Origin of the sequence: Streptomyces specialis, assembly GCF_001493375.1 — a bacterium.
In the GTDB taxonomy this organism is placed as follows: Bacteria; Actinomycetota; Actinomycetes; order Streptomycetales; family Streptomycetaceae; genus Streptomyces; species Streptomyces specialis.
In genome coordinates this window covers 756,165-778,646 of the sequence record NZ_LN929897.1, presented here as the reverse complement: position 1 = coordinate 778,646, position 22,482 = coordinate 756,165, and the positions used below count along the sequence as shown (strand labels likewise).

Sequence of the window (22,482 nt, the reverse complement as noted above, 5' to 3'; positions counted from 1 at the left end):
CCCGTGCCGGCGCACATTCCGTCACGGGCCTGCCCGTTCCAACGAGCCGGCCCGCTCGAACGAGCCTGCCCGACGGCGGGCTCGGCCGGAAGAGGGCAGGTCATGCCGGGCGCGTGCCGAGGTCAGGCTCCGACGAGCCGGGCGTGGAGGGAACGGGCGGAGGCGTCGGTGAGTGCCGCGATCTGGTCGACCACGACGCGGAGCCGCGCGGAGTCGTCCCCGGCGGCGTCGAACAGCGCCCGGTACTGCGGGTCGAGCCCGTCCGGCGCGCGGGCCAGCAGCGCGTCGCCCAGCTCGGTGAGGAGGGCGCGCTGCCGGGTGCGCAGCCGTTCCTGCTCGGGCCGCCGCATGACGTGGACGTCGGCGACGGCCTTGAGCACGTCGCACTCCAGCCGGGTGGCGCGCGGCACGACGAGCGCGGCGGCGTACCGGCGCAGCGGCCCGGGGCCGGACCGGTCGCGGGTGGCGCGTTCGGCGGCGAGGCAGAAACGGCCGATGAGCTGACTGGTGGCGTCCTTCAGCCGGGCCTGGGCGAGGGCGCCGCCGTCGTAGCCGTGCGGCCACCACTCCTGGGCGAGGAGCCGGTCGAGGGCCTCGGCCAGCTCCTCGTGGGGGGTGCCGGGCGGGGCGTAGCGCTCGGCCGCGACGGCGAAGACGGCGTTCCGTTCGGGCGCGGAACGCAGGCAGCGGGGGTCGAGGTGGCCGGCGTGCAGGCCGTCCTCCACGTCGTGCACGGAGTACGCCACGTCGTCGGACCAGTCCATGACCTGGGCCTCGAAGCAGCGTGTCGCGGGCGGCGCGTCGCGGCGCAGCCATGTGAAGACGGGCAGGTCGTCCTCGTACACGCCGCATTTGACGGAGGCCGGGTCGGTGGGGGGGCCGCCGCGCGGCCAGGGGTACTTGGTGGCGGCGTCGAGGGTGGCGCGGGTCAGGTTGAGCCCGGCGGACCGGCCGTCGGCGGCGAACCGTTTCGGCTCCAGGCGGGTCAGCAGCCGCAGGGACTGGGCGTTGGCCTCGAAACCGCCGCAGGGCGCGGCGATCCGGTCCAGGACGCGTTCGCCGTTGTGGCCGAACGGGGGGTGGCCGAGGTCGTGGGCGAGGCAGGCGGCCTCCACGATGTCCGGGTCGCAGCCGAACGCGGCGCCGAGGTCGCGGCCGATCTGCGCGCACTCCAGCGAGTGGGTGAGCCGGGTGCGGGGCGCGGCGTCCTCGGCGCCGCCGCCGGACACGCCGGGGGTGACGACCTGGGTCTTGCCGGCCAGCCTGCGCAGGGCGGCGGAGTGCTGGACCCGGGCGCGGTCGCGCTGGAACGCGGTCCGGCCGGGACGTTTGTCGGGCTCGGGGTCGAACCGTTCTGCTGCGGCTTCGTCGTAGCCGGCGGCGTGGTGCATACCCCGACCGTAGCTCCCGGCGGGTGAACGGCGGGCGCTCAGGCGGTGGCGGCCAGGGCGCGGGGGAACGGCTCGGCGCGGGTGCCCCGGGCCTGGTCGTAGCGGTGCAGCAGCAGGCGGGCCAGCGCCGGGTGGCTGCCGAGCGGCGCGGACGCCACGCCGGGCGCGGCCTCGGCGCAGCGGGTGGCGAACAGCCCGGGGGCGGTGAAGCACGACGCGACGGCGGGCTCGCGGTGGCCGCGGGCGCGCAGCTCCGCGACCGCCTCCGGCACGGTCGGGCCGGCGGCGGAGGCGTAGGCGGGCAGCACCGGCACCCCGCCGAGGCGGGCGGAGAGCATGCCCGCGGTGTACTCGGTCCCGGCGGCCGACTCCGGGTCGAGCGATCCGGCGGCGGCCAGGACGACGGCCTGGCCGCGCCGGTAACCGGCCTCGGTCAGCCGGCTGTGCAGCGCCTCAGCCAGCAGCGGGTGCGGCCCGAGGCAGCCGGCGGTGACGGCGTTCAGGTGCCCGGCGCCGGCCAGGACCGACGGGATGTCGTGCTTGACGTGGAAGCCGCGGCTGAACAGCAGCGGCACCAGGACGGCGTCGCCGCGCAGCCGGGCCAGGGTGTCGGTCAGCAGCGGCTCGTCCGTCTCCAGGTGGCCCAGCTCGACGCGCAGCCCGGGGCGCAGGGCGCGCAGGAGCCGGAGCAGCGCGAGAACGGACTGCCGGGCCCTCGGGTCCGGGGAACCGTGGGCGACGACGACCAGGGTCGGCGGGGTGCTGGCTGCGCTCATGGCGTCAGACTGCGCCCGCCGCGTTGCGGCCATGTTGCCGAGGTGTCACCAACAGCGGCACCGTTCCTCACCGCCGGGGCCGTGACGTGCTGAGACGGCCGCACCGGCCGGGTAACGCGGGCGGACCTCCGGTGTAACAAGGACGAAGCATGCTGGGGACCATGAGCGAGGTCATGAGCGACGCCGGCACGAGCACGGACACCCACTGTCCGTACTGCGCTCTGCAGTGCGGGATGCGGCTGCGCCCGAACGCGGAGGCGGCGGGCGGCCTGGAGATCGTGCCCCGTACCGCGTTCCCGGTGAACCGGGGCGCGCTGTGCGGCAAGGGCCAGACCGCCAACGAGGTGCTCGCCTCCGGGGCGCGTCTGACCGAGCCGCTGGTGCGCCGGGTGCGCGGCGGCGAGCTGACGCCGGCGACCTGGGAAGAGGCGCTGGACCGGATCGCGGCCGGCCTGTCCCGCACCCGGGCCCGCTACGGGCCCGACGCCGTGGGGGTCTTCGGCGGCGGGGGGCTGACCAACGAGAAGGCGTACACGCTCGGCAAGTTCACCCGCCTGGTGCTGGGCAGTTCGCAGATCGACTACAACGGCCGGTTCTGCATGTCCTCGGCCGCGGCGGCCGGGACGAAGGCGTTCGGCGTGGACCGGGGCCTGCCGTTCCCGATGGAGGACATCCCGCGCACCGGCTGCGTCATCCTCGTCGGCTCCAACCTCGGCGACACCATGCCGCCCGCGCTGCGGTACTTCACCGAGCTGCGGGAGAACGGCGGCACGCTGATCGTCATCGACCCGCGCCGCACCAAGACCGCCGAACAGGCCGACCTGCACCTCGCGCCCCGCCCCGGCACCGACCTGGCGCTGGCGCTGGGCATGCTGCATCTGGTCGTGGCCGAGGGGCGGACGGACGAGGCGTTCATCGCGGCCAGGACGTCCGGCTGGGAGGAGGCCAGGGCGGCGGCGATGGCGCACTGGCCGGAGCTGGTGGAACGGATCACCGGCGTGCCCGTCCCCGAGCTGCGCCGGGCCGTGCGGATGTTCTGCGAGCCGGACGCCGCCATGGTGCTCACCGCGCGCGGCCCCGAGCAGCAGGCCAAGGGCACCGACACGGTCGGCGCCTGGATCAACCTGTGCCTGGCGACCGGCCGCGCGGGCCGCCCGCTGTCCGGCTACGGCTGCCTGACCGGGCAGGGCAACGGGCAGGGCGGGCGCGAGCACGGCCTGAAGGCCGACCAGCTCCCCGGCTACCGGATGCTCGCCGACCCCGCCGCCCGCGAGCACGTCGCGCGGGTGTGGGGCGTGGACCCGGACGTGCTGCCCGCGCCCGGCCGCAGCGCGTACGAGCTGCTCGACGCGCTCGGCCGCGACACCCCGGACGGGGTGCGGGCCCTGCTGCTGATGGCGTCCAACCCGGTGGTCTCCGCGCCGCGCGCCGCGCATGTCGAGGAACGGATGCGGTCGCTGGAGTTCCTGGCCGTCTGCGATGTGGTGCTCTCCGAGAGCGCGGCCCTGGCGGACGTGGTGCTGCCCGTGACGCAATGGGCGGAGGAGACCGGCACCATGACCAACCTGGAGGGCCGGGTCCTGCTGCGCCGCAAGGCCGCCGACCCGCCGGCCGGGTGCCGCAGCGACCTGGAGGTGCTGCACGCGCTGGCCGGGCGGCTCGGCTGGGAGAAGGGGTTCCCCACCGACCCCGAGGAGGTCTTCGACGAGCTGCGCCGCGCCTCGGCGGGCGGCAAGGCGGACTACTCGGGCATCACCTACCGGCGGATCGCGGAGGAGGACGGCGTGTTCTGGCCGTGCCCCGAGCCGCCGTCGCCCGGCGCGACGGCCCCGAGCGACGACCCGTCCAACGACCACTCCGCCACGCCGCACCCGGGCACGCCCCGGATGTTCCTCGACCGCTTCGCCCCCCCCGACGGCCGCGCCCGTTTCACGCCGGTCACGCACCGGCCCTCGGCGGAGGAGCCGACCGCCGAGTATCCGGTGCTGCTGACGACCGGCCGGGTCCTGGCCCAGTACCAGTCGGGCGCGCAGACGCGGCGCGTCGCGCGGCTCAACGCGGCCGAGCCCGGCCCGTTCGTCCAGCTCCCCCCGAGGCTGGCGGAACGGCTGGGCGCGGCCGAGGGCGACCGGCTCGCGGTGATCTCGCGGCGCGGCCGGGCGGTGGCCCCGGCCCGCATCAGCCGGGACATCCGGCCGGACACGGTGTTCATGCCGTTCCACTGGCCGGGTGAGGGCCGGGCCAACACGCTGACCAACCCGGCGCTCGATCCGACCTCCCGGATGCCGGAGTTCAAGGTGTGCGCGGTGCGGGTGGAACTCGCGGAAACGGCACCGGGCCCGGAGACCGGCGCCACCACCGGGACCACGTAGCCGAGTTGCGGTCCGGCCGCGACCCGGGAGCATGGAGTCATGGATCTGGATCTCACGGACAATCTGACCGCCCTCGCGGACGAGCACCTGGCCCTCGCCCGCCGCGCCGAGCACGGCCGCAGCGCCCATCTCTTCCTGCACGACGGGCCGTTGCGGCAGAGCGTGATCGCCCTCACCGAGGGCTCCGAGCTGGAGGAGCACAACGCGCCGCCGGCCGCCAGCCTCCAGGTGCTGCGCGGCCAGGTGCGGCTGCGCACGGACGAGGGAACGGTCGACCTGTCCGCCGGACAGGTGATGCGCGTGCCCCAGGCGCGGCACTCGCTCGCCGCGCTGTCGGACTCCGTGGTGCTGCTGACGTCGGTGACGGCGACCCCGGAGCCGGTCGTCGTATACGACACCCGCCGCGTCGGGAACCCCGCGTAACGACCAACCGGGCGTGACTGCCGCCCGCCCGCCTGGGTAGGCGGAGGCGCGAGGACAGCCGCCGAGGGAGGGGACGACACGATGGGACGGCTCAGCCGCCTGGACCGCCGGATCTTCGAACGTGTCGCCGCCGCCGAGCCGCCGGGCGTCCAGTTCGTGCTGCCGCGCCTGACCCGGGCCGCCAACCACGGGCGGCTCTGGTTCGGCACGGCGGGCGCGCTCGCCGCGTTCGGCGGCCGGAGCGGGACGCGGGCGGCGGGGCGCGGGATCGCCGCTCTCGCGCTGGCGTCGTTCACCACCAACACGGTGATCAAGTACGCCGCCAGCCGGCAGCGCCCGCTGATCGACGCGGTGCCGCTGGCGCGGCGCCTGACCCGCCAGCCGCTGACCAGCTCGTTCCCCTCCGGCCACTCGGCGTCGGCGGCGGCCTTCGCCACCGCCGTCGCCATGGAGTCCGGCCGGCTGGGCGCGGCGGTCGTGCCGGTCGCCGCCGCCGTCGCGTTCTCCCGGATCTACGTCGGCGTCCACTACCCGGCGGACGTCCTCGTCGGCTGCGCGCTGGGCGTGGGCGCGGCGCTGGCCACCGGCCGGGTCTGGCCGCGCCGCCCGCAGCCCGCGCAGTTCGTGCACCACCGGGTGCCGGTGCCCGCGCTGCCGGACGGCGAGGGGCTGGTGGTGGTGGTCAACGACCAAGCGGGCGGCGGCGGCACCTCGGCGGACCGGCTGCGCGAGGTGCTGCCCAAGGCCGAGATCGTCACGTGCGACGCGGGCGACGACGGCCCGCGCGACCTCGGGGAGCTGCTGGACGACGCCGCCGCGCGGGCCGCCGAACGGGGCGGCGCGCTCGGGGTGTGCGGCGGCGACGGCACGGTCAACGCCGCCGCGTCCCGGGCCGCCGACCACGGCGTGCCGCTGGCGGTCTTCCCCGGCGGCACCCTGAACCACTTCGCGCTGGACACCGGCATCGAGACCTTCGAGGACACCGCCGCCGCCGTCCGTTCCGGCGACGCCATCGCCGTCGATCTGGGCCGCATCCGCCCGGCGGGCGGCTCGACCGGTCCCGCGACGCACTTCCTGAACACCTTCAGCCTCGGCATCTACCCCGATGTGGTGCGGCTGCGCGAGGCGTTGGAGCCGCTGGAGCGGCGGATCGGCAAGTGGCCGGTGGCCGCGCTGTCGCTGGCGCGGGTGCTGCGCACCGCCCGCCCGCTCCAGGTCGAGCTGAACGGCCGGCCGCACAAGCTGTGGCTGCTGTTCGCGGGCAACGGCCTGTACTCGCCGGAGGGTTTCGCGCCGTCGCACCGCACCCACCTGGACGACGGGCTGCTGGACGTGCGCACGGTGACGGGCGACAAGCGGTTCGCGCGCACCCGCGTCGTGGTGGCCGCGCTGACCGGCACCCTGGCCCGGTCGCACGTGTACTCGGCGGCCCGGCTGCCCCGGTTGCGGGTGTCCGGGCTGGGCGAGGGCAGCACCCTGGCGTACGACGGCGAGGCCGCGCCCGCGCCCGCGTCGCTGGTGCTGGACAAGCGGCGGGACCGCCTGTCGGTCTACCGCCCCGACCCGGGGCCGCCGCTGCTCTGACCGGGCGCGTTCCCCGTCTGGTCGCGGTACTCGCTGGGGCTGACGCCGCGTTCGCGTTTGAACGCGGTGCTCAGCGCGAACGGGCTGCCGTAGCCGACGCGCCGGGCCACGGCCTCGACGGTGGCCTGCGGTTCGCGCAGCAGCTCGGCCGCCATCTCCAGCCGCAGCCCGGTGAGATACGTCATCGGCGGCTCCCCGACCAGCGCGGAGAAGCGCCGGGCCAGCGCGGCCCGCGACGCCCCGGCCTTGGCCGCCAGCGACGAGACGGTCCACGGGTGCGCCGGATGGTCGTGCATCAGCCGCAGCGCCTGCCCCACGACCGGGTCGCCGTGCGCCCGGAACCAGGCGGGCGCGGTGGCCTCCGGCCGGGCGAACCAGGCGCGCAGCACGGAGATCAGCAGCAGGTCCAGGAGCCGGTCCAGGACGACCTCCTGTCCCGGCACGTCACGGGCGATCTCGGCCGCGAGCAGCGCCACCAGCGGGCAGTCCCAGTCGCGCCCGCGCAGCAGGAGCACCGGCGGCAGGGAACGCAACAGCCGCCCGCTGACCTCCCGGTGGAGCTGGTAGGTGCCGATCAGCAGCTCGGTCGGCCCGTCCGGGTCCGCGCCCCAGGCCCGCACGCCGAGGTCGAACTCCTCGCACAGATCGGTGCCGTCGCGCCCCACGCTGCACCCGCCGGGCAGCACCGCGATCTGCGGCTCGGTGGCCGGGTCGTCGGCCACCACGTACGGCTCCGGGCCGCCGACGACGGCGACGTCCCCGGCGACCAGCCATGTCTCCTCCCCCGCCCGGGAGATGACCGCGCCGCCCCGCGTCGCGCACACCAGCGTCAGCGGCGCCTCGTCCCGCACCTCGACGGCCCACGGCGGGGTGAGGACGGTACGCATCAGGAACGCCCCCCGGGCACGGGGGCCGTCCAGCAGACTCGTGAGTGCGTCCACGCCGCTCAGCGTAGACGCCCCCGCGCACGGGTGAACGGCCGAACGACACGCCGGTGTCCGCGACCCCGCGGAACTTGTCGCACGGCAACGGATTCCGCGCCCCGGGCGCCCCTCGCCGGTGCCGTTCCTAGGATGTCCGGATGGAAATCCGCCAGGCGACCGCCGCCGACCTCGACGCCGTCGGGGAGATCTTCGCGCACTACGTGACCCACACCGTGATCACGTTCATGGAGACCCCGCCCACCCCCGCGGAGTGGCACCGGAAGCTGACCGAACTGACCGGCCTGCGCCTGCCGTTCCTCGTCGCGGAGACGGACGGCCGGGTCGTGGGCTTCGCCACCGCCTCACCGTGGCGGACGCAGCCCGCCTACCGGCACACCGCCGAGAACAGCATCTACCTCTCCCCCGGCCACACCGGCCGGGGCCTCGGCCGCGCCCTGCTCGACGCGCTGCTCGCCCGCTGCGCCGAGGCCGGGGTCCGGCAGCTCATCGCGGTGATCGCGGACACCGGCGACAACGGCGCCTCCCCCGCGCTGCACCGCGCGTTCGGCTTCACCGACGCGGGCCGCCTCACGGCCGTCGGCCACAAACAGGGCCGCTGGCTGGACACGCTCCTCCTCCAGCGGGACCTGTCCCGGTGACGCCAGGACCGCTGCCCCGGCGGGCGCCGCGGAGAACAGGCCGCTACATGTCGTCGTCGTCCTCGAATTCGTCGAATTCCTCGAAGGAGGTCGGCTCATAGCGGCGGGCATACTCGGCGAGGAAATCCACCACCGAATCGGGGAGCGGGAGATCGGCGGTCACGCCGTACTCCAGAATGCGCTTCCTCGGGTAATAGCCCCAGAATTCGAAGACGGCCTCGCCCAGTTCGACCACGCCCGGATACCGCGAGCGGACGCCCAGTGAGTCCAGCAGATCCGGCAGCGCGGCGGTCTCGATCCCGGGGGCCGGGTCGGCCGGCAGCACGATCCGCTCGCCATCGCCGCCGTCCCGGACCGGCCGGCCCTCGGTCAGCGCCTTCAGGTGCTTGGGCCGAAGCGTGAACCAAGGGCCCTTCGCGGTCAGGACCAGCCATTCGTCGTACGACGTGTTCCGGTGGATCGAGCACTCCTCGTTCGCGTAGAGCAGCTCGCTGAAGTACAGACCGGGCTGGCTCACGGTGTGCTCGGCGGAGCCGACCTCGACGGTGATCTCCCGGCCCCGGCCGGTCAGGATCTCCTTCAGCTCCTTCTGGAACGGCTCCAGGTGCTCCCAGCCGGTCAGGCAGGAGAAGTGCAGGGGGCCGTGGAAGAATTCGTGCTCGGGACGCCACGTCGCGCGCATCGACCAGTAACTCGGGACGATGCTCGTCCAGCCGGGAACCTGAAGCACGAACTGTCCGCAGATCCGGCATGACGCGTTGTTGTCACCCATGATCCCGCACCTTTTCTGTCACCTGTCCATTCCTGTCACGTCTCTCACGGTCCTGCGAATTCCCGAATTCTCTCAGGCTATCAGTCAGCCGACACGCGGAACGGGCACGATGAAACCGAGGTCGTTCACGGGTCCGTTGGGCGGATAGACACCGGGAGGCAGTTCCATGATGCCGTCGCCGTCGAAGAAGCGGAGCTGGCCGTCGCGGCTGATGACGACCTCGGTGTGGTCGGAGTGCTTGTACTCCAGGTCGCGCGACATGCTGTTGGGCTGATTCATGGCGCGTTCCACGTCGTTGAGCGCCGGGCCCGGGAGACGGTCCTCGGGGTGCGTGTGGGCGATGAAGTCGTAGCCCTGACCACGCAGATCCGAGGGGATCGAGGAGGTGCGTTCCGTGCCCCGGAACAGGCGCAGTTCACCGGCCGGGTTCTGGATGATCGCGTGCTCCACGCCGTTGAACCGCTGCAACTCGGCCATGTGCGAGACGTTGACCTCGCCCCGGCGGATGGGGATGTGCCCGTCGGCGTCCAGCCGGCGGACCAGGCTCCTCGCCTTCGGCGACAGCGCCCGGTAGGGGATCATGCCGCCCGGCATGCGGGCGGAGCCGCGGATCGCGCCCGCCATGCCCCGGACGCCGCCCGCCATGCCGCCCAGACCGCGCCGGGCGCCCGTGACGAGGTTGCGGCCCATGACGAGGAGCCCGCCGGCGGTGGTGAGGCCCTTCATGCCGGGGATGCAGTCCAGGGCGGCGAACGCCACGTCGAGCAGGGTGGCCTGGCCTTTTGCGTATTTGACGAGGGTGTCGGCCAGCACGATCAGCGCGGCGGCCAGTACGACCCAGGCGAGGGGCCCGCCGATGATCATCACCACAACGCCGAGGACGGCGACGATGATCTTGCAGACCTCGACGATGGTGTCCCAGTTGTCCTGGACCCACTTGAACGCCTTCTCCCACCACTTCCGGTTCTGGATACCGGCGTCGGAGGCCTCGTCGATCGCGGAGGCACAGGCCCGGGCGGCCTCCTCGCGCATCTCCCGCGCCTGTTCCGCGAGATCGCGGGCGGCGGCGAGGTTGTCCTCGGCCGTCGCGACCCGGTCCCGGGCCGCCCCGGCCGCGGCGTCCGCGGCCTGCCGGTCCCGCACCGCGTTACGGACGTCCTCCTCCGACGGCGGCTCCGGAGCGTCCTCCTCGTCCTCCAGGCGTTCGGCCTCGTCCCCGGCCCGCGAGACCCAGTCCTCCGCGTCCGTCAACTGCGCTTGGGCGGCACTGAGATCGGCCTGCGCGGCGATCGCGCGCTCCAGCGCGCGGTCCGCCATGCCCTGCGCGGTCTGCAACTCCGGCCAGTACCGCGCCAGCGCGTCCGCCGCCATGTCGTACGACGTCTGGAGCTTGGTCAGGTTGTCCGGCACCCCGTCGAACTCCGCGCGGAACGCCTCCGCCGACAACCCGGCCCAGTCCAGCACGGCGCGCTCCCCGGCCATGCCCCGGATCTTCCCCAGCGCCTCACCGACATCGTCCGCGAAGTCCTGCAAACTCTCGGCGAGTTGACGGACCTCGTCCGGGTTGCCCGGCGTCGGGTCCCGGTCCATGGCCACGGGACTCCAGTCGGACGGCCGCGCCATCACCGACACCCCCTTCACGGCAGACGTTCAAGACCGCATCAAACTAACCGGACTTCGCACTCGCGTTCCATCCGGGAGTGTCACAGCCTCGTCGCGAACGTGTCCCCGTGCCGCCCGCGCTACCAGACGTCGCCGTCCCGCCAGTCGCACACCAGTTCCCCTGACAGGTCCAGCCGGGCGGCCACGGGGAGGACGTACACGCCGCCGTCGTCCTCCTCGGTGCGCGCTATGCCCAGGGGGGTCAGCGCGAACGTCGGTCCCTGCCACAGGCGCCAGCCGCGTTCCGCGTAGAACGGCAGGGCCTCGTCCGACGAGGCCAGGGCGCCGAGGTCGTAACCGCCGCGTATCAACCGCTCCAGCGCCGTCAGCAGCGTGGCGCCGTGCCCCCGGCGGCGGTGGGTCTCCCGGACCGCGACCGCCTCCACGTAGCCCGAGCGCAGGGCCCGGCCGGCGTGCAGCAGGCGGCGCTGCACGACGGAGGCGTGGCCGATCAGGTCCGCGCCCTCCCAGAGCAGGGCGTGCATGCCGCCCAGCGCGTGTTCCCAGTCGTGATCGGTGAACTCTCCCTCGAACGCCTCGTCGAGCAGGGCCCGCGCGGCGGCCAGGGCCGCCGTGTCCAGGTCTGCGGTGTGGGCGACGCGCACCTCGGTCATAGGTGTCATACCTGCCATCCTTGCGGGTCAACGGGATTGCGCGAGGGCACGGATGCCCGGCGCGCAGCTCGCCCGTAGTCGTGCCAGTGCGTCCGGGGCCAGGCGCCGGGAGGCGCCCCGCCGGGTCGGGTCGAGAAGGGCGCGGGCCGCCGTCAGCCAGCCGTCGTCGGGGTTCGCGCCCGCGAAGGTGGCGAGCCGGGTCAGTTCGCGGTCGGGCGCGGAGAGCAGGTCCTCGTACGACAGCGTCGTCCGCGACCCGGGCGGCACGGCGTCCAGATGCGCGACGGCCTCGGTGACCAGCTCGGACCACAGCGCGCCGAACCGCGTCACCGGGACGTCCCGTGCGACGGCCGCCGCCGGGTCGAACGGAAGGGCCGAGTCGGGCGGCAGGTCGCGCAGCAGCGAGATGACGCGGTAGGCGACGTGGCGGCTCATCGACAGCGCGCAGTCGGGGCCGTCCCGGTACAGGTGGACGAAGCGGGCCTCCGGGAACGCGGCCCGCAGCCGGGGTATCCAGCGCACCGAGTAGCCGGAGCGCTCCACGACGGCGTCGCCGCGGCCGAACCGCGCGGACAGCAGGTCGAAGAAGGCGCGGTAGTGTGCGGGCGCCGGGCGGCGCGGCCATCGGGTGACCTCCCGGGCCAGGGCGTCCAGCGCCGCGTCCGGATCGTCGGTGAGGTGGGGCAGGACCATCAGGTTCAGCGCCGGACTGGCCGGGCGCGGGCGGAGGAACTCCGGCAGCGGCACCCCGGCGTTGATCATGGCGTCGAAGACCGGGTTGACGTCTGCGAGGATGCGCCAGAAGGCGTCGCCGGTCAACGGCTCGGCGGGCAGGCCCCGTTCGGGATCCTGGAGCGAGGCGAGCAGCTCGTTCAGGCTCAGGATGCCGGGGTGGAGGTTGAGGATGCGGGACAGCAGCGTCGATCCGCTGCGCCCGGTGCCGACGATGAAGGTCAGGTGCCGCACGGCGGCAGCGTAGCGGGCTCACACCCCGGACAAGGGCGAGCTGAGGGCAGCGTTGCCTATGAGAAACGGATGTGATGCGGACGGGTAACAGCACCACCGCACTCTCAGGGGTATGAGTCCGAAAACGCGTGTCGTGATCGTCGGTGGCGGGATGGCCGGCGCCCGCCTCGCGCAGCAGCTCGGTACGGCGGGGAACACCGTGATCACCGTGCTGGCGGAGGAGCCGCACGCGCCCTACAACAGGGTGCTGCTGGCCGATGTGCTGGCCGACAGGTACCCGGCCGACGTCATCGCGCTGCCGCGCCCGGCCGGAGCCGTCACCTGGCGTGGCGGTGTGCGGGTGGCGCGGATCGACCGCGCCGCGCGGCAGGTCGAGTGCGAGGACGGCTCGGCCACGCCGTACGACGTGCTGGTGCTGGCCACCGGATCGAGCCCGGTGCTGCCGCCGCTGCGCGGACTGGTGGCGGGCCTGCCCGAGGGCGTGCACGCGTTCCGCACCCTGGACGACTGCCTGGCGCTGCGCGAGGCGGTCGGCGAGGGGACCCGGGCCGTGGTGATCGGGGGCGGGCTGCTGGGCGTCTCGGCGGCCCGCGCGCTGGCCGGGCGCGGCGCCGGTGTGGTGGTCGCCCAGCAGGGCGAGTACCTGATGGACCGTCATCTCGACGTGGGCGCGGGTCAGTTGCTGCATTCGCATCTGGCCGCGACCGGCGTGGAGGTGCACACCGAGTGCCGGGTGCGCGGTCTGCGGACCGAGGACGACCGGGTGCGCGGTGTCGAACTCGCGGACGGATACGAGCTGGGCGCCGATGTCGTGGTGCTGGCCTGCGGCGTCCGGCCGCGGACCGGCCTGGCCCGGGAGGCCGGGCTGGCGCTCGGCGCCCGCGGCGGGATCGCCGTCGACGACCGGCTGCGGACGTCCGACCCCGACGTGTACGCGATCGGGGACTGCGCGGAGCACGACGGCGTGCTGTACGGGCTCGCCGGCGCCGCCCAGGAACAGGCCGACGCGCTGGCCCGGATGCTCAACGGAACACTGAACGGCCGTGACGACGCGGCCGGTTACTCCGGCACCCGCTCCCTGGTCCGGCTGACGCTGCCGGACGGGCCGCTCGACCTGGCCGCGTTCGGCGAGACGACCCCCTCACCGGGCGACGATGTCGTGCAGTTGGCGGACGCCACGCGCGGCGCCTACCGCAAGATCGTCGTCCGCGGCGACCGGTTGCTGGGCGGGATTCTCGTCGGCGACCTGGGCAGCGTCGGGACGCTCGCCCACACCTGGGAAGGCGACGAGCCGCTTCCCGCCACTCCCCTGCTCCACCTGCTCACCCACGACGGAGGGTACTGACCCATGTCCACCGCCACCGAGAACGCACCCGGGACCCCGGCCGAGACGATCGTCCTGATCGGGCACGGGATGGTCGGCCAGCGCTTCCTCGAAGAGCTCGCGGACCGGGGCGTGACCCAGCGGGCCCGCGTCGTCGTGCTGTGCGAGGAGCCGCGCGCCGCCTATGACCGGGTGCACCTCACCTCCTACTTCTCCGGCAGCTCCCCCGACGAACTGTCCATGGTCCCCGAGGGATTCATGGAGCGGCACGGCATCGAGCTGTACACGGACGACCCCGCCACGGCCATCGACCGCGCGACGCGGACCGTGACCGCGCGCAGCGGCCGGGTGTTCGCCTACGACACGCTCGTCCTGGCCACCGGCTCCTACCCGTTCGTGCCGCCGGTGCCCGGCAAGGACAGCGCCGGGTGCTTCGTCTACCGGACGGTCGAGGACGTGCTCGCGATCGAGGAGTACGCGAAGAACTGCCGGACCGGGCTGGTCGTCGGCGGCGGGCTCCTCGGACTTGAGGCGGCCGGCGCGCTGAAGGGCCTCGGCCTGGAGACGCACATCGTGGAGTACAACCCGCGCCTGATGGCGATCCAGGTCGACGAGGGCGGCGGCGCCACACTGCGCCGCACGGTCGAGGACATGGGGCTGATCGTCCACACCGGCGTCGGCGGCCAGGAGATCACCGCGGACGCGGACGGCGCGGTCAACGGCATGGCCCTGTCGGACGGTTCGACCGTCGCGACCGACATGGTGATCTTCTCGGCCGGTGTCCGGCCCAGGGACGAACTGGCCAGGGCGGCGGGCCTCGACATCGGGGAGCGCGGCGGCGTCGTGGTGGACGAGTTCTGCCGGACGGCGTCGGACCCGGCGGTGTTCGCGATCGGCGAGTGCGCGCGGGCCACCGACGGCATGGTGTACGGACTGGTCGCGCCCGGCTACGAGATGGCCGTGGCCGCCGCCGCGACCATCGCGGAGGGCGGATCGCCGGCGGCGGACGCCAAGACGTTCACCGGCGCGGACACCTCCACCAAGCTGAAGCTGCTCGGCGTGGACGTGGCGTCGTTCGGCGACCCGCACGGCCGGGCCGAGGGCTGCCTCGACGTCGTCTACTCCGACTCCCGCTCCGGCGTCTACAAGAAGCTGGTGATCGGCCGGGACGGCACGCTGCTCGGCGGGGTGCTGGTCGGCGACGCCGAGTCGTACGGGCTGCTGCGCCCGCTGACCGGCAGCGTGCCCCCGGCCGCGCCCGAACAGCTCGTGCTGCCCGCCGGACTGGCACCGGCCACCGCGATCGGGCCGTCCGCGCTGCCGGACGACGCGATCATCTGTAGCTGCCACAACGTCAGCAAGGGCGCCATCCGGGCGGCGGTCGGCGAGCACCAGTGCGTCACCGTGCCGGAGGTCAAGAAGTGCACCAAGGCCGGGACGGGCTGCGGCAGTTGCGTGAAGACGCTGGGGCTGCTGGTCAACGACGAGCTGGCCGCCAACGGCGTCACCGTCGATCCCGGGCTGTGCGGCTGCTTCTCGCAGACCCGCCAGGAGCTGTACGAGATCGTGCTGGCGCTGCGCCTCAACTCCTACCAGGAGCTGCTGGACAACCACGGCCGGCCGGCGGCGCGCGGCGGCGACGGCTGCGAGATCTGCAAGCCGGCGGTGGGCTCGATCTTCGCCTCCCTCGCCCCGACGATCGGCGCGGACGTCTACGTGCTGGACGGCGAGCAGGCCGCGTTGCAGGACACCAACGACCACTTCCTCGCCAACATGCAGAAGAACGGCTCCTACTCGGTGGTGCCGCGCATCCCCGGCGGTGAGATCACCCCGGAGAAGCTGATCGTGATCGGCGAGGTGGCCCGGGACTTCGGCCTCTACACGAAGATCACCGGCGGCCAGCGCATCGACCTGTTCGGCGCGCGGGTCGATCAACTCCCCATGATCTGGGCCCGGCTGGTCGAGGCGGGCTTCGAGTCGGGCCACGCGTACGGCAAGGCGCTGCGCACGGTGAAGTCGTGCGTGGGCTCCACCTGGTGCCGGTACGGCGTGCAGGACAGCGTGCGGATGGCGATCGACCTGGAGCTGCGGTACCGGGGCCTGCGGTCGCCGCACAAGCTGAAGTCGGCGGTGTCCGGCTGCGCCCGCGAGTGCGCGGAGGCGATGGGCAAGGACTTCGGCGTCATCGCCACCTCCAACGGCTGGAACCTGTACGTCGGCGGCAACGGCGGCGCGACACCGCGCCACGCCGACCTGCTCGCCCAGGACCTGTCCGACGCCGAACTGATCCGGCTCATCGACCGGTTCCTGATGTTCTACATCCGCACCGCCGACCGGCTGGAGCGCACCTCGGCCTGGCTGGAACGGATCCCGGGCGGCCTCGACCACGTCAAGGACGTGGTGGTGCACGACTCGCTCGGCATCTGCGACGAGCTGGAGGCGCTGATGGCGGCGCACGTCGCGACCTACCGCGACGAGTGGGCGGAGACGATCAGCGACCCGGAGAAGCTGCGGCGCTTCGTGTCGTTCGTGAACGCGCCGGGCGCGCCCGACCCGACGGTCCGGTTCGTGCCGGAGCGGGACCAGGTGAAGCCCGATCTGACCATCCTGGCCGGGCCCGAGCTGCCCGTCCGCACGCTTGAGGGGAGCAGCACGCGATGAAGGTGGAAGTCCAGTTGACGGGCGACGAGTGGGTCCCGGTGTGCGGACTGGCCGAGTTGACGCCGGGGCGCGGGGTGGCGGCGCTGCTGCCGGACGGCCGGCAGGCCGCGGTGTTCCTCGACCGGCACGGCCGGACCTACGCGATCGGCAATCGTGACCCGTTCACCGGCGCCTATGTGCTCTCCCGCGGTCTGATCGGCTCGACGGGCAACGAGGGCATGCCGTTCGTGGCGTCGCCGCTGCTGAAGCAGCGCTTCGACCTGACGACGGGCCGCTGCCTGGACGACCCGGACCCCGAAAAGGCGGTCCCGGTGTACGCCACCCGCAGCCGCTGAGCCCCGCCGGGAGCCGCCGGCCCTCCCCCTCCCGGGGAGGGCCGTCACGGTCCCGGCCCTCCATCGGCGGCCCCGCCGGCCTCGCACGCCCTGCCCTGACGAAGCGACGCCGGCGGAGCCGCACCCCCGAACGGTCACGGAGGACGGCGGCACGCCTCGCTCCCGCGGTTGAAACGCGGGAGAATGGACATACCGGAAGTTTTCGGAGGGATGTCCCATGACCGGCCCCACGCCCCGCCCCGTTCCCCGTCCCATCACGGTCGGCATCGACGGTTCGGCCGAGAGCGCCACCGCCGCCCGGTGGGCGGCGCGGGAGGCGGAGCGCCGCGGCGCTCCCCTGCACCTCGTGCACGCCTGGATCACCGAGCCCGTCTATGTGCCGCCCACCCCCGACGAGGGCGCGGCCCGCGACCTGCTGGCCAGGACCCGGGCCCAGGTGGCCGCCGAACGCCCCGGCGTGTCCGTCACCACCGAGCTGGTCCCCGAGATCGCCTCCACGGGCCTGATCGAGAAGGCCGCCGACGCGGAGATGCTGGTCATCGGCTCGCGCGGCCACAGCGCTCTCGTCGGCTTCCTGCTCGGCTCGGTCGGCCTGTCCGTCCTGGCCCGCGTCAGCCGGCCCATGGTCTTCGTCCGCTCCGGCACCCAGGAGCGCGCCGACGAGGGCGACGAGATCGTCGTCGCCCTCAAGGACCTGGGCCCGGCCGCCGACGCCCTGCTCGACTTCGCCTTCACCACCGCCGCCACGCGCGGCGCCGCCGTCCGCGCCGTCCGGGCCTGGGGCACGCCGTCGCTGTTCGGCCCCGAGGTGCCCGACAGCCTGACGGAGGAGAGCAGCCGGGACCTGGAGGAGCTGGAGGGCCGCGAGCTGGCCCAGACCCTGGACCCGTGGCGGCGGCGCCACCCCGGCGTGCCCGTCGTGGAGCACCTGCGCTCCGGCAACGCGTCCGAGGTGCTGCTGACGGCCGCCGCGTTCCGGTCCGGGCTGCTCGTCGTCGGCCGCCGCGTGCACCGCCCGGTGCTCGGCATGCGCGTCGGCCCGGTCGTGCACGCCGCCCTGCACCACGCCCGCTGCCCGGTCGCGGTCGTGCCGTACGACAACGACTGACGGCACGGGAGCGACCGGCGGCACGGGACCGGGCCGACCCCGGCGTCGGCTCAGTCGCCGCGCGGCGGGCGCAGCGGCAGCAGCCGGTGCTCGCCCGGCGCGATGTCCACGGCCAGCCCGTCCAGCACCACCCGCACCGGCACCGGCGTCTCCTCCCACGCCGGAACGCCCACCCAGAGCTGTCCCGGCTTCATCCGCACCCGCACCCCGATCCCCCGGTGCCGCACGGAGAACCCGAACTCCGACAGCTCCGGCACCGGCGCCGGGTCCAGCCACAGCGCGCCCTCCCGCGTCCGCAACCCGGTCAGCCCCCGTTGCACCAGATCCAGCGTGCCCGCCATGGCGCCCAGGTGGATGCCCTCGGCGGTCGTCCCGCCCTGGAGGTCCGCGACGTCACCGGCCAGCGCCTCCCGCAGGTGCGTCCACGCCTCACCGCGCCGCGCCCGGGCCAGCACCCACGCGTGCACCAGGCCGCTGAGCGTCGAGCCGTGGCTGGTCCTGGCCAGGTAGTAGTCGACGGTGCGGTTCCACATCTCGTCGTCCAGGCCGTGCCCGAGCCGCGCGAAGACCTCCCGCAGCTCGTCCGGCGCGAACAGATAGCCCAGCATCAGCACGTCCGCCTGCTTGGACGCCTGGTAACGGTTGGCCGAGTCGCCCTCCGACTCCAGGATGCGGTCCAGCCGCCTGATGTCCCCGTACCGGCGCCGGTAGCCGTCCCAGTCCAGTTCGGCCAGTTCGCCGTACCCCTCGAACTGGCTGATCACGCCCTCGTGGAACGGCACCCGCAGCAGCCGCGACACCTCGTCCCACTTCTCCGGCTCTTCCGGCCGCAGTTGGATGCGTTCGAACAGCTCGCGGCGGCGTGAGGTGGGCAGCGTACGGGCCAGCTCCAGCGCGCGGGCCAGGACCCAGGCGCCCGTGACGTTGGTGTACGCGTTGTCGTCCAGCCCCGGCTCGGCCGCCCCCGGATACCCCTCGTGGTACTCGTCGGGCCCGACGACACCCCGGATGCGGTACCGCTCGTACGCGTCGTCCCACCGCGCGATGTCCGCCCAGAACCGGGCGATCTGGAACAGCGTCTCCGCGCCCTTGGTGTGGGTGAACTCCGTGTCCCCGGTGACCTGTCCGTACCGCCACACGTTGTACGCGACCGCCGAGCCGACGTGATGCTGGAGCCGCGAGTTGTCCGGCAGCCAGCGCCCCGAGCGCGGGTTGAGGTGCGTGCGAGGCGTCTCCTCGCGGCCGTCGCTGCCGCTCTGCCAGGGGTACATCGCGCCCTCGAACCCGGCCGCCCCGGCGAGCCGGATCGCCTCCGGCAGCCGCCGGTAGCGGTACATCAGCAGCGACTTGGACAACTCCGGGAAGTGCAGGTTCAGATAGGGCAGCACGAACTGCTCGTCCCAGAACACGTGCCCCCGGTACGCCTCCCCGTGCAGCCCGCGCGCCGGTACCCCGACGTCGAGTTCGGGCGTGTGACGCGGCGACAGCGTCTGGAGCAGGTGGAACAGGTGCAGCCGCAGGATGTGCCCCGCCTCGCCCGGCACCTCCAACTCGGCCTGTCGCCAGAGCTGTTCCCACGCCCCGGCGTGGGTCTCCAGCAACCCGTCGAAGTCCGGCGCGCGTTGGACCCGCGACAGCGCGGCCGTCAGGGGGCCGCTGATCGCGGCGTCGCGCGAGGTGTGCAGGGCGACGGTCTTCTCCACCGTGACCGGCCGGCCGGGCGCGACGGGCAGCGTCAGCAGGTGCGCGGCCCTGAAGTCCGTGGTGCGGCAGCGCCGTTCGGCCGCGCCCTCCCACTCCCCGCTGGTCGTCCTGGCCGCCATGACGATCCGCGTGTCCGAGTCGCTGGTGCGGCACCGCAGCCACACCGTGTCGGGGTCCTCGGCGCCGGTCGTCATGCCCGTGAGGTGGTGCCCGGCGAGGTCGCGGTAACGCGCCACGCCCGTGTTGCCCACCATGCCGTCGATCGCCGACTCCACCTCGACCGTCCCGGACCAGTCCTCGGCGGTGAACGTCGTCCGCAGCGCGGCGAGATGCGGGTCCTCCATGTGGACGAGCCGGGTCTGCTCGACGCCGAGATGGCGGCCGTGCGGGTCGCGGTGGCGCAGCAGCCGGGTCAGCGTGCCGCGCCGCAGGTCGAGGACCTGCCGGTACCGCAGCAGCGCGCCGGGGTCGTGGTCCGGGCTGAACCACTGCCCGTCCGGCCCCTCGTCGGGGTGCGGACGAAAGCGCAGCGTCAGCCAGTTGGGCAGGTTGACCAGGTCCTCGTGCTGGAGCCGCCGGCCCGCGAGGGTGGTGGTGAGGCGGTTGTAGAGGCCCGCCGCGTAGGTGCCGGGGTAGTGCGCGGGACCGGCCACGGTTTCGGGGGCGGCGCCACGCGTCGCGAAGTAGCCGTTTCCCAGCGTGCACAGCGCCTCCCGCAGCCGTTCGGCGCGCGGGTCGTACCCCTCGTACTCCCAGGTCCAGTCGGAGTCGGCCACCGGCACCGGTCACCTCCCCAGCAGCTCGGCGAGGTCGTTGACGACGAGATCGGCGCCGTGCCCGAGCAACTCGCCCGCGCCGGCCGGGCCTTCCGACCGGTCCACACCCACCACCAGCCCGAACCCGCCGCGCCGGGCCGCCTCCACCCCGGCCAGGGCGTCCTCGACGACCGCCACCGACCCCACCGGCACGCACAGCCGCCGCGCCGCCTCCAGGAACAGCGCCGGATCGGGCTTGCCCGGCAGCCCGAGCCGCGCCGCGTCCTCGCCGTCCACCAGGGTCTGGAACAGCGAACGGACGCCCGCCCGCGCCAGCAGATCGCGGGCGTGGCGCGAGGCGGAGACGGCGGCGCAGGGGACCCGGGCGCCGTGCAGGGCGTTCAGCATCCGGACCGTGCCGGGGTACACGTCGACGCCGCGTTCCTCCAGCATCCGCTCGAAGGCGGCGTCCTTGCGGGCCGCGACGGCGGACACGGCCGCGGGATCGGCCGGCAGGCCCCGGGCGGCGAGGAACGCGGCGGCGCCGTCGAGGCGCGCCCGGCCGTCCACGTGGCGGCGGTAGTCCCGGTGCTCGTCGAACGGCGGGTCCACGCCGGGGACCACGTCGAAGGCTTCCTTCCAGGCCGCGGCGTGCGCCCGCGCCGAGTCGGTGATCACGCCGTCGGTGTCGAACACCACCGCGCGGCACGTCCACAGCTCCGGCACGTCGACCATGGCACTCCTTCCCACCTTCCATGGGAACCCCCGCGCCCCCGGCCCGCAAACGGCGCCGCGTCCGGCCCGCGTCAGCGCAGGTAGACGCGCCGCCCGGTCACCCGCGCCGGGCGCAGCCGGACCCACAGGTCCCGCTCGCCGGGCGCCCACGGCTCGGTGGGCGTCTCCTCGGCCAGCCGGGCGATCTCCTCCGGGTCGGTGACTTCCCTGGCCGGACCGACGAACAGCACGCTCCAGCCCACGCCCTGGGCCTCGTCCAGGGCGTCGATCTCGAACGCGGTCTCCGCCGCGTCGGGCGCGAACGACGGCCCGGCCCCCGGCATGGTGCGGAACACGACCGTTCCGTCGACCAGGGCGTAGTTCACGGGAATGATCGCCGGGCCGTCGGGCGTGGTCACCCCGACCCGGCCCACGGTGTGCCGGGCGGCCAGCTCGTGGCACTCGCCGGGGTCGAGCCGCACCATCTCGCCGTGCGGCGGCGGGCAGGGCGACGCGACGGGCGGCTCGGCCCCGGTCAGCTCCGCGACGCTGGTCTCCAGAGCCCTGGCCACGCGGGTGAGCGACGCGACGCTGGGCGAGGCGGGCCGCTCCTCCAGATACCGCAGGTACTGCGGCGCGACCCCGGCCCGGTCGGCGACGTCCTCGCGGCTCAGCCCGAGCTGCTCGCGCCGGATCGCGACGCGCCGCCCGACGTCGCTGCGGTGGTTGTGCACATGCCCGTCCATCCCTTCAGCATCACGCGCCTCAGCCGAAGAAGCCACCGGACGACGGACCGGCCGGCCGTGGCGCGTGATGCCGCGCGGGCACGGGCGTGGGCAGCGAGCCCGGGACGCCGAGCCCGGCCCCGGCGGCGGCCCCGGCCCCGGCCCCGGCGCATTCGGGCAGGCAGCCCCAGAGCCGGTACGTGTACCCGTACCGGGCATGCCGGACGGTCCCCAGCTCGCGCGCCCGGATCCCGAGATACCGCCCGCAGAGCGCACAGGTGACCCCGATGAGCTGCCGCTGATCCAACCGCTCCGGATCCGGCAGCCCCCCGCTCATCCCTGGCCTCGCCGACGGGAACGAAAAGCGATCGTGCTCATGACCAGACTCCTGTCTTCGCGCCATGACCCGACACCCCATTCATCCCCGGGCAAAGCCGCTCTAAAGGTGTTCGGCCCGCATTCCCGAAGTTCCGTTCGCCTCGTCGCCCGTCCGTGTCAGCTCGGACTCGGACCGTAGGCACCGAGACCGCGACAGACCAACCCGTCCCGGAAGGTCAGCACCTCGGAGACGGCCTGGCCCTTCTCGTTGCGGTAGTTGATGACGAGGGTGTCGACGGAGACCCGCACGTCCTCGACGGTGAAGTGAAGATCCGGCAGCAGCCGCAACCCGGCCGCCCAGTAGTCGCGGAGCGCGCCCTTGCCACTGACCACCCCGGACGGCTCCCCGATCAACTCGGTGATCTTCGGCGAGACGAAGACGACGTCGTCCGTGTAGTGGGCGAGGATGCGATCGAGATCCCGGGAGTTCCACCCGGCGACCCACTCCTCGACGAACTCCCTGGCGAATTCAAGGTCCATCCCGGAAGCGTAAACGATTACGTGAAGAAGGAGGTAGGTAAGGGCCAAAGGCAAAGAAAGTTCTCGCGCACGCCCTGGCAGCCAGCAGCCGCTCTGTCGTATTCGTCGGAAGCGTCAGATGGGTAGACGAGGCAGTGGCTGTACCTCTCGTGCCCG

At 73.8% G+C, this 22,482-nt stretch carries 20 protein-coding genes; 8 read left to right on the top strand and 12 right to left on the bottom strand.

What is annotated here, in order from left to right; genetic code table 11:
* Positions 1-122: 122 nt before the first annotated feature.
* Both BN2279_RS26170 and BN2279_RS26165 read right to left on the bottom strand, forming a co-directional pair.
* Entirely contained in the window at positions 123-1,391 is a 1,269-nt protein-coding gene (locus BN2279_RS26170; RefSeq protein WP_059013491.1) for a deoxyguanosinetriphosphate triphosphohydrolase, read from the bottom strand.
* Between the two features lie 38 nt (positions 1,392-1,429).
* Positions 1,430-2,167 (bottom strand): sirohydrochlorin chelatase, encoded by a 738-nt coding sequence (locus BN2279_RS26165; protein ID WP_059013680.1) that lies wholly within the window; start codon positions 2,165-2,167, stop codon positions 1,430-1,432.
* A 161-nt stretch (positions 2,168-2,328) separates the two neighbouring features.
* Here BN2279_RS26165 and BN2279_RS26160 point away from each other — a divergent pair, with 161 nt between their 5' ends.
* From BN2279_RS26160 to BN2279_RS26150, 3 genes are all read left to right on the top strand, one after another.
* On the top strand, positions 2,329-4,539 hold the full coding sequence (locus BN2279_RS26160; protein WP_234348089.1) for a molybdopterin oxidoreductase family protein: 2,211 nt from the start codon (positions 2,329-2,331) through the stop codon (positions 4,537-4,539).
* A gap of 39 nt (positions 4,540-4,578) precedes the next feature.
* A complete protein-coding gene (locus BN2279_RS26155) occupies positions 4,579-4,962 on the top strand; it encodes a cupin domain-containing protein (protein ID WP_059013490.1) in 384 nt (127 codons plus the stop codon).
* Between the two features lie 81 nt (positions 4,963-5,043).
* The gene (locus BN2279_RS26150) at positions 5,044-6,546 is read left to right on the top strand and encodes a bifunctional phosphatase PAP2/diacylglycerol kinase family protein (protein WP_059013489.1); all 1,503 of its coding nucleotides are present in this window, start codon (positions 5,044-5,046) and stop codon (positions 6,544-6,546) included.
* Here BN2279_RS26150 and BN2279_RS26145 read toward each other — a convergent pair.
* On the bottom strand, positions 6,513-7,487 hold the full coding sequence (locus BN2279_RS26145) for an AraC family transcriptional regulator (protein WP_059013488.1): 975 nt from the start codon (positions 7,485-7,487) through the stop codon (positions 6,513-6,515). The genes BN2279_RS26150 and BN2279_RS26145 overlap by 34 nt on opposite strands.
* 140 nt (positions 7,488-7,627) lie before the next feature.
* On the opposite strand from BN2279_RS26145, the gene BN2279_RS26140 reads away from it, so the two are divergent.
* Positions 7,628-8,128, top strand: a complete 501-nt coding sequence (locus BN2279_RS26140) for a GNAT family N-acetyltransferase (RefSeq protein WP_059013487.1) — start codon at positions 7,628-7,630, stop codon at positions 8,126-8,128.
* A gap of 43 nt (positions 8,129-8,171) precedes the next feature.
* On the opposite strand, the gene BN2279_RS26135 is transcribed toward BN2279_RS26140, so the two are convergent.
* From BN2279_RS26135 to BN2279_RS26120, 4 genes are all read right to left on the bottom strand, one after another.
* Positions 8,172-8,900, bottom strand: coding sequence for a hypothetical protein (locus BN2279_RS26135; RefSeq protein WP_059013486.1), 729 nt, complete (start codon positions 8,898-8,900; stop codon positions 8,172-8,174).
* Between the two features lie 84 nt (positions 8,901-8,984).
* Positions 8,985-10,523: a WXG100 family type VII secretion target gene (locus BN2279_RS26130; protein WP_059013678.1), complete on the bottom strand. Its 1,539-nt coding sequence runs from the start codon at positions 10,521-10,523 to the stop codon at positions 8,985-8,987.
* A 119-nt stretch (positions 10,524-10,642) separates the two neighbouring features.
* Entirely contained in the window at positions 10,643-11,185 is a 543-nt protein-coding gene (locus tag BN2279_RS26125) for a GNAT family N-acetyltransferase (protein WP_407702310.1), read from the bottom strand.
* A gap of 18 nt (positions 11,186-11,203) precedes the next feature.
* Positions 11,204-12,142: a sulfotransferase family protein gene (locus BN2279_RS26120; RefSeq protein WP_059013484.1), complete on the bottom strand. Its 939-nt coding sequence runs from the start codon at positions 12,140-12,142 to the stop codon at positions 11,204-11,206.
* A gap of 112 nt (positions 12,143-12,254) precedes the next feature.
* On the opposite strand from BN2279_RS26120, the gene BN2279_RS26115 reads away from it, so the two are divergent.
* From BN2279_RS26115 to BN2279_RS26100, 4 genes are all read left to right on the top strand, one after another.
* Complete coding sequence (locus BN2279_RS26115; RefSeq protein ID WP_059013483.1) at positions 12,255-13,487, top strand: NAD(P)/FAD-dependent oxidoreductase; 1,233 nt, start codon at positions 12,255-12,257, stop codon at positions 13,485-13,487.
* Positions 13,488-13,490: 3 nt separating this feature from the next.
* Positions 13,491-16,127: a nitrite reductase large subunit NirB gene (nirB, locus tag BN2279_RS26110; protein ID WP_059013482.1), complete on the top strand. Its 2,637-nt coding sequence runs from the start codon at positions 13,491-13,493 to the stop codon at positions 16,125-16,127.
* Positions 16,124-16,462 carry a nitrite reductase small subunit NirD gene (locus tag BN2279_RS26105; RefSeq protein ID WP_059013481.1) on the top strand — a complete coding sequence of 113 codons (339 nt, stop codon included), beginning with the start codon at positions 16,124-16,126 and terminating at the stop codon, positions 16,460-16,462. Before nirB ends, BN2279_RS26105 begins: the two co-directional genes overlap by 4 nt.
* Positions 16,463-16,679: 217 nt before the next feature.
* Complete coding sequence (locus BN2279_RS26100; protein WP_059013480.1) at positions 16,680-17,570, top strand: universal stress protein; 891 nt, start codon at positions 16,680-16,682, stop codon at positions 17,568-17,570.
* A 50-nt stretch (positions 17,571-17,620) separates the two neighbouring features.
* Here BN2279_RS26100 and BN2279_RS26095 read toward each other — a convergent pair whose 3' ends face one another.
* From BN2279_RS26095 to BN2279_RS26075, 5 genes are all read right to left on the bottom strand, one after another.
* Positions 17,621-20,050 carry a glycoside hydrolase family 65 protein gene (locus tag BN2279_RS26095; RefSeq protein WP_059013677.1) on the bottom strand — a complete coding sequence of 810 codons (2,430 nt, stop codon included), beginning with the start codon at positions 20,048-20,050 and terminating at the stop codon, positions 17,621-17,623.
* A gap of 9 nt (positions 20,051-20,059) precedes the next feature.
* On the bottom strand, positions 20,060-20,764 hold the full coding sequence (locus BN2279_RS26090; protein ID WP_059013479.1) for an HAD family hydrolase: 705 nt from the start codon (positions 20,762-20,764) through the stop codon (positions 20,060-20,062).
* Positions 20,765-20,835: 71 nt separating this feature from the next.
* The gene (locus BN2279_RS26085) at positions 20,836-21,489 is read right to left on the bottom strand and encodes a pyridoxamine 5'-phosphate oxidase family protein (RefSeq protein ID WP_059013478.1); all 654 of its coding nucleotides are present in this window, start codon (positions 21,487-21,489) and stop codon (positions 20,836-20,838) included.
* Between the two features lie 19 nt (positions 21,490-21,508).
* Positions 21,509-21,805 carry a hypothetical protein gene (locus tag BN2279_RS26080; protein WP_059013477.1) on the bottom strand — a complete coding sequence of 99 codons (297 nt, stop codon included), beginning with the start codon at positions 21,803-21,805 and terminating at the stop codon, positions 21,509-21,511.
* 158 nt (positions 21,806-21,963) lie between these two features.
* Positions 21,964-22,326, bottom strand: a complete 363-nt coding sequence (locus BN2279_RS26075) for a nuclear transport factor 2 family protein (protein WP_059013476.1) — start codon at positions 22,324-22,326, stop codon at positions 21,964-21,966.
* Positions 22,327-22,482: the final 156 nt, after the last annotated feature.

Coding starts and splice junctions, on each gene's coding strand:
- BN2279_RS26125 (WP_407702310.1), bottom strand. CDS start 11,185: ATGACACCTATGACCGAGGTGCGCGTCGCCCACACCGCAGACCTGGAC.
- BN2279_RS26165 (WP_059013680.1), bottom strand. CDS start 2,167: ATGAGCGCAGCCAGCACCCCGCCGACCCTGGTCGTCGTCGCCCACGGT.
- BN2279_RS26100 (WP_059013480.1), top strand. CDS start 16,680: ATGACCGGCCCCACGCCCCGCCCCGTTCCCCGTCCCATCACGGTCGGC.
- BN2279_RS26130 (WP_059013678.1), bottom strand. CDS start 10,523: ATGGCGCGGCCGTCCGACTGGAGTCCCGTGGCCATGGACCGGGACCCG.
- nirB (WP_059013482.1), top strand. CDS start 13,491: ATGTCCACCGCCACCGAGAACGCACCCGGGACCCCGGCCGAGACGATC.
- BN2279_RS26115 (WP_059013483.1), top strand. CDS start 12,255: ATGAGTCCGAAAACGCGTGTCGTGATCGTCGGTGGCGGGATGGCCGGC.
- BN2279_RS26155 (WP_059013490.1), top strand. CDS start 4,579: ATGGATCTGGATCTCACGGACAATCTGACCGCCCTCGCGGACGAGCAC.
- BN2279_RS26135 (WP_059013486.1), bottom strand. CDS start 8,900: ATGGGTGACAACAACGCGTCATGCCGGATCTGCGGACAGTTCGTGCTT.
- BN2279_RS26090 (WP_059013479.1), bottom strand. CDS start 20,764: ATGGTCGACGTGCCGGAGCTGTGGACGTGCCGCGCGGTGGTGTTCGAC.
- BN2279_RS26140 (WP_059013487.1), top strand. CDS start 7,628: ATGGAAATCCGCCAGGCGACCGCCGCCGACCTCGACGCCGTCGGGGAG.
- BN2279_RS26085 (WP_059013478.1), bottom strand. CDS start 21,489: ATGGACGGGCATGTGCACAACCACCGCAGCGACGTCGGGCGGCGCGTC.
- BN2279_RS26150 (WP_059013489.1), top strand. CDS start 5,044: ATGGGACGGCTCAGCCGCCTGGACCGCCGGATCTTCGAACGTGTCGCC.
- BN2279_RS26105 (WP_059013481.1), top strand. CDS start 16,124: ATGAAGGTGGAAGTCCAGTTGACGGGCGACGAGTGGGTCCCGGTGTGC.
- BN2279_RS26160 (WP_234348089.1), top strand. CDS start 2,329: ATGAGCGAGGTCATGAGCGACGCCGGCACGAGCACGGACACCCACTGT.
- BN2279_RS26080 (WP_059013477.1), bottom strand. CDS start 21,805: ATGAGCGGGGGGCTGCCGGATCCGGAGCGGTTGGATCAGCGGCAGCTC.
- BN2279_RS26170 (WP_059013491.1), bottom strand. CDS start 1,391: ATGCACCACGCCGCCGGCTACGACGAAGCCGCAGCAGAACGGTTCGAC.
- BN2279_RS26075 (WP_059013476.1), bottom strand. CDS start 22,326: ATGGACCTTGAATTCGCCAGGGAGTTCGTCGAGGAGTGGGTCGCCGGG.